The 572-nt window shown below is 77.1% G+C and carries 1 protein-coding gene; it reads right to left on the reverse strand.

Annotation, left to right across the window (positions count from 1 at the left end):
• On the reverse strand, positions 1 to 572 hold a 572-nt coding region (locus LG632_RS30020), incomplete at both ends, for a condensation domain-containing protein (protein WP_226731084.1).

Below are 572 nucleotides of genomic sequence, written 5' to 3' on the forward strand. Positions count from 1 at the left end.
GGGCAGCTGGCTGGCGAGGTCGAAGCCGCGGGTCACGTGGGCGGCGAGCTCCGTGGCGAGGTCGTCGGCCGTGACGCTGCGGGTCTCGAACGGCACCCGCGCCTCGGCGGCGGCCCTGATCTGCTGCCGCGGCCGGCCGTCGGTGTCGGGGAAGACGGTGCGCAGGCTCTCGTGGCGGGCGACCACGTCGCCGAGCGCGGCGCGCAGCGCGTCCGCGTCCAGCTCACCGGTCAGCCGCAGCGCCAGCGGCAGGTTGTACGTCGCGCCGGGTCCGTCCAGGCGGCCGAGGAACCACAGCCGCTGCTGGGCGTGGGCCAGCGGGATCTCGGCCGGCCGGGAGCGGCGGCCGAGCGGGGTACGGGCCCCGTCGGCCGTGGCGAGCAGAGCGGCGAGGCCGGCCACGGTGGGCCGCTCGAAGACGGCGCGCACCGGGAGTTCGGCCCCCAGGGCACTGCGGATCCGCCCGGCGAGCCGGGTGGCGGACAGGGAGTGGCCGCCGAGGTCGAAGAAGCCGTCGTCGATGCCGACCGCGGGCACGCCGAGGACATCGGCGAACAGCGCGCACAGGATCT

Origin of the sequence: Streptomyces antimicrobicus, from assembly GCF_020532625.1 — a bacterium.
Lineage (GTDB): Bacteria > Actinomycetota > Actinomycetes > Streptomycetales > Streptomycetaceae > Streptomyces > Streptomyces antimicrobicus.